The 4,562-nt window shown below is 35.2% G+C and carries 4 protein-coding genes; all 4 read right to left on the reverse strand.

The features are described 5' to 3' along the window. Nucleotides 1-587 (reverse strand): type I phosphomannose isomerase catalytic subunit (locus ABF281_RS03460; protein ID WP_347180308.1); only part of this gene is annotated, 587 nt, incomplete at its 3' end. 128 nt (nt 588-715) lie between these two features. After that, nucleotides 716-2,041: a UDP-glucose/GDP-mannose dehydrogenase family protein gene (locus ABF281_RS03465; protein ID WP_347180309.1), complete on the reverse strand. Its 1,326-nt coding sequence runs from the start codon at nt 2,039-2,041 to the stop codon at nt 716-718. A 71-nt stretch (nt 2,042-2,112) separates the two neighbouring features. Then, nucleotides 2,113-3,387, reverse strand: coding sequence for a nucleotide sugar dehydrogenase (locus tag ABF281_RS03470; RefSeq protein WP_347180310.1), 1,275 nt, complete (start codon nt 3,385-3,387; stop codon nt 2,113-2,115). Between the two features lie 86 nt (nt 3,388-3,473). After that, on the reverse strand, nt 3,474-4,445 hold the full coding sequence (locus ABF281_RS03475; protein ID WP_347180311.1) for a Gfo/Idh/MocA family oxidoreductase: 972 nt from the start codon (nt 4,443-4,445) through the stop codon (nt 3,474-3,476). Nucleotides 4,446-4,562: the final 117 nt, after the last annotated feature.

The following is a 4,562-nucleotide window of genomic DNA, read 5'->3' on the forward strand; positions in this document are numbered from 1 at the left end:
GTAACATCTGAAGTCTGTTGAATTTCAGCGATCAAACACCCAGCCCCAATGGCATGAACCAAACCCTCTTTGATAAAAAAAGAATCCCCTTTTGTAACCTTTTCAAAATTAAGTTTCTCTAAAATGTTTTTACCCTCAATAGCCTGTTTGTACTTCTCTGGATTCATGGGTTCAGAAAACCCAATGTTTAGTTCAGAATTATTATCCGCATCCATCACGAACCACATTTCTGTTTTTCCAAATGAACCATGCCTTTTACTTGCTATTTCATCATTAGGATGTAATTGAACAGATAAATTCTCCTTGGCATCTATAAATTTAAACAGCAGAGGAAACGTATTCCCAAATCGTTCATAGACATCTACTCCAACTAAATCTGATTTGTAAATTTCTATAATTTCAGTCAAGGATAAGCCCTTTAAACTACCATTAGAAACGACTGAAACATTTCCTTTTATTGATGACAACTCCCAGCTTTCTCCAACATTATGCTTTGCTGTCTTTTTGTGGAGAATTTTTTTTAACTTTTCTCCCCCCCAAATTTTTTCTTTTAAAATAGGATTAAATTTGATTGGATAATTGAGCATTGGTATTATGTCTTAAATGTTTTGTTTGATAAAACGTGTAAAATTATACTTAAATCACCTACTCTGTATCCTGTACTTACAGGAGTTTATGGGCATTATTACAAACATAAAACACCACCCTAAACCGATTATTGTTTTCCTATTTGATGATATTCAAACCCCTCGTCTTCTATATGAAATACTCCATACTGATTTCTACCATCAAAAATAACTGGGGCTTTCAACAACGACTTGATTTCCATAAAATCGGGAGACCTAAACTCCTTCCACTCTGTTAACAATATCATCGCATCCGCACCCGATAATGCTTGGTATTTTGAATCTACATATTCTATATTCTCGATTCCTTCTAAATAAAAGGATTTTGCTTCATGAATTGCTTTAGGGTCATATGCTTTTACTTTCGCCCCTCGCTTAACCAATTCATTAACCACATATATAGAAGGTGCTTCTCTCATATCGTCAGTACCAGGTTTAAAAGACAATCCCCATAGACCAAAAGTGAGCCCCGTTAAGTCCGCCCCATACTTTGCAATCACCTTATTAGAAATAACAAACTTCTGAGCATCATTCACCTCTTCAACAGAGGTAATTAACTTTGCTTTGTATCCATTTTCTTCAGCAATTTTTTTTAACGCTTTTACATCTTTTGGAAAGCAGGATCCTCCATAGCCTGCTCCAGGATAAATAAAACTGTAGCCTATTCTATTATCCGAACCAATACCAATTCTTACTTTATTAGCATCAGCTCCTACTTTTTCACAAATATTTGCTATTTCATTCATGAAAGAAATCTTAGTTGCTAACATCGCATTTGCAGCATATTTTGTCATCTCAGCAGAACGAACATCCATCTCGATTAAGCGATCGTGATTGTGGGTAAATACTGAATATAGTTTTCTCATCACTTTAAAAGCCGCTTCACTATCAGCACCAACCACTACTCTATCGGGTTTCATAAAGTCGTTTATTGCTGCTCCTTCTTTTAAAAACTCAGGATTAGATACTACATGAAATTCAATATTCACACCTCTTTTATCTAACGCTTCTTGGATGGTCGCTTTGACTTTATCAGCTGTACCGATGGGCACTGTTGATTTATCAATAATTGTCAAAGGACTCACCATTTCTTCCCCAATTTGCTTAGCCACAGCTAGTACATATTGTAAATCCGCAGAACCGTCATCTCCCATAGGGGTCCCAACTGCAATGAAAGCAACTTCTGAATCCCTTAAACCATCTTTTAGTTTAGTACTAAAACTTAAATTACGTAATTCAACGTTTTTAACCACTAATGGTTCTAGACCAGGCTCATAAATAGGAATAATCCCTTTTTTCAAACCATCTACTTTGTTTTGATCGACATCAATACAAGCTACTTTATTTCCCATTTCAGAAAAACAAGTACCGGTAACCAATCCAACATATCCCGTTCCTACTACTGTAATATTCATACTACTTTTTTAACGATTTTTATTTCTTTTTATTGCTTTAAAAGGCAATGAAAACCAAGCAAATCTCATCATTATAATTTACCATCTGCAATCAGCGATGACGCAACCCCTTTGACGTCATAAAAAACACCTTCTTCTAGCAATAATTCTTTAATATCAATACTCAATAACTCTCGGTGTGGTACGGCTAAGATTACTGCTTCGAATTCATAAGAAGGGATTTGTTTCAATAGGTTTATATTGTATTCTCTTTGTACTTCAATAGGGTTGGCTAGAGGATCAAAAACATCCACGCAAACACCGAAATCCTGCAATTCTCTTACCACATCAATAACTTTGGTGTTTCTTACATCTGGACAATCTTCTTTGAAGGTAAATCCTAGAACCAACACTTTAGCGCCTTTAATCTTTGTGTCTCTCTGTATCATCAATTTGGCCACCTGAGAGGCTACATAGCTACCCATACTATCATTCATCCTTCTCCCTGCTAGTATAATTTCTGGAAGATAACCAAACTCCTGAGCTTTTTGAGCTAGATAATAGGGATCAACACCTATACAATGTCCTCCAACCAAACCTGGCTTAAAAGGCATGAAATTCCACTTGGTCCTTGCAGCCTTTAAAACATCTCCAGTATCAATATCCATCAAGTTAAATATTTTAGAGAGTTCATTTACAAATGCAATATTGATATCTCTTTGAGAATTTTCAATTACTTTGGCAGCTTCTGCTACTTTTATGCTAGGAGCCAAATGAGTTCCAGCAGTGATAACCGACTTATAAACCTGATCAATTTTGACCCCAACCTCTTGTGTAGATCCTGAGACTACTTTCATTATTTTATCTACGGTATGCAACTTATCTCCTGGATTGATTCTCTCAGGGGAATAACCCACGAAAAAATCTTGATTAAATATTAGCCCTGATCTATTCTCTAAAACAGGCACGCAATCCCCTTCAGTAGCCCCTGGATAGACCGTCGATTCATAAACGACTACATCTCCTTTTTTCAACACAGAACCTATCGTCTCACTCGCTTTAATAAGGGGTGTCAAAACAGGTCTATTATTTTTATCTACCGGAGTAGGTACTGTAACAATATAAAAATTACAAGTTGATAAATCTTCGACATCTGAAGTACAAAAAAGACCTCGAGTAGTATGAATAGAGGAAACCAATACTTTATTTAACTCTTCTTCCGTTATTTCTAAAGTAGAATCTACTCCTTTTTTCAAGTCTGAAATCCTATTTTCACTGACATCAAAACCTACAGTAGCATACTTTTCTGAAAATAGTCTTGCCAAAGGTAACCCAACATATCCTAATCCTATAATTGCTATTTTCATAATTTATTTATTTTGATAAGGATTTATAACAAGAAAGAAAACATTATCATTTGAAATCCCCCAATGAGTCAAAAAACCAGTTATTACTATCTAAAAGGATGAGTAGCTTTAGGTTTGTAAAACAAATCATGAACACTATCCTTATTCGGAATAGAATTTTCTGAATTTCGAATTTGATGTACGATCTCTATTGACTTTTTAGCATCTTGTAAACCAAAACCTTTTCCAGACAAAATACTTTTATAACTTTCAGTATGCAACTCTGTGAACCCTCCACTAAATTCAATCTCATCTCCATCAACGGTAATAGATCTATAGGTTCTCTGCCCTTTTCTTTTGATTTCCTCTGGAATTAAATCGTAGTTTATAGACAAAAACCACTTGACTCTTGCTTTTTCAAAAACCAAATATCCAGAAGCCCTATCATGTGTGTGCTCATAGACTAAATTCTCTTTCAAATCTCCAAAAACCCAACCCAGCATATCAAAAAAATGTACACCAATATTGGAAGCAATACCTCCAGATTTTGATTCATCTCCTTTCCAAGAAGTATAATACCACTTTCCTCTTGAAGTCAAATAAGTCAAATCAACATCATAGACTTTACCTTTCGGAGAAGACGCTACTTTGTTTTTTAGATCTAGGATTGCTTGGTGATGACGCAACTGTAAAATGGTAAATATCTTTTGACCCGTTTCTTTTTCAATAGACTGTAAAGCATCTATGTTCCAGGGATTTAGCACTATCGGCTTTTCACAGATAGCGTTAGCTCCAGATCTTAATGCCATTCTTATATGCGCATCGTGTAAATAATTTGGCGTACAAATACTGACATAATCCAACTGAACCCCCTGCTCTCTTTTCAATTTTTCTATATGCCTATCAAATCTTTCAAATTCAACAAAAAAAGAAGCTTCGGGAAAATAGGAATCAATCACCCCCACACTATCATTTTTATCCAGAGCCGCAACTAGATCGTTTCCTGTCTCCTTAATAGCTTTTAAATGTCTAGGAGCGATGTATCCAGCAGCTCCGATTAGTGCGAAATTTTTTTTCATTGTTTGTGTTCAACAGTCATAATTGGTCTAGCAATCAAATATAGAAAAAGGGAACTAACGAAAAAAGGGTTTAGAATAGAAAATCTATTTATTTAATCACTAAAGCACACACGTTAA

The sequence above is a fragment of the Wenyingzhuangia sp. genome, from assembly GCF_039768515.1.
GTDB lineage: Bacteria > Bacteroidota > Bacteroidia > Flavobacteriales > Flavobacteriaceae > Wenyingzhuangia.

Bases quoted from the DNA above. Each gene is read 5' to 3' on its own strand.
- ABF281_RS03465 (WP_347180309.1), bottom strand. From the start codon at position 2,041: ATGAATATTACAGTAGTAGGAACGGGATATGTTGGATTGGTTACCGGT.
- ABF281_RS03470 (WP_347180310.1), bottom strand. From the start codon at position 3,387: ATGAAAATAGCAATTATAGGATTAGGATATGTTGGGTTACCTTTGGCA.
- ABF281_RS03475 (WP_347180311.1), bottom strand. From the start codon at position 4,445: ATGAAAAAAAATTTCGCACTAATCGGAGCTGCTGGATACATCGCTCCT.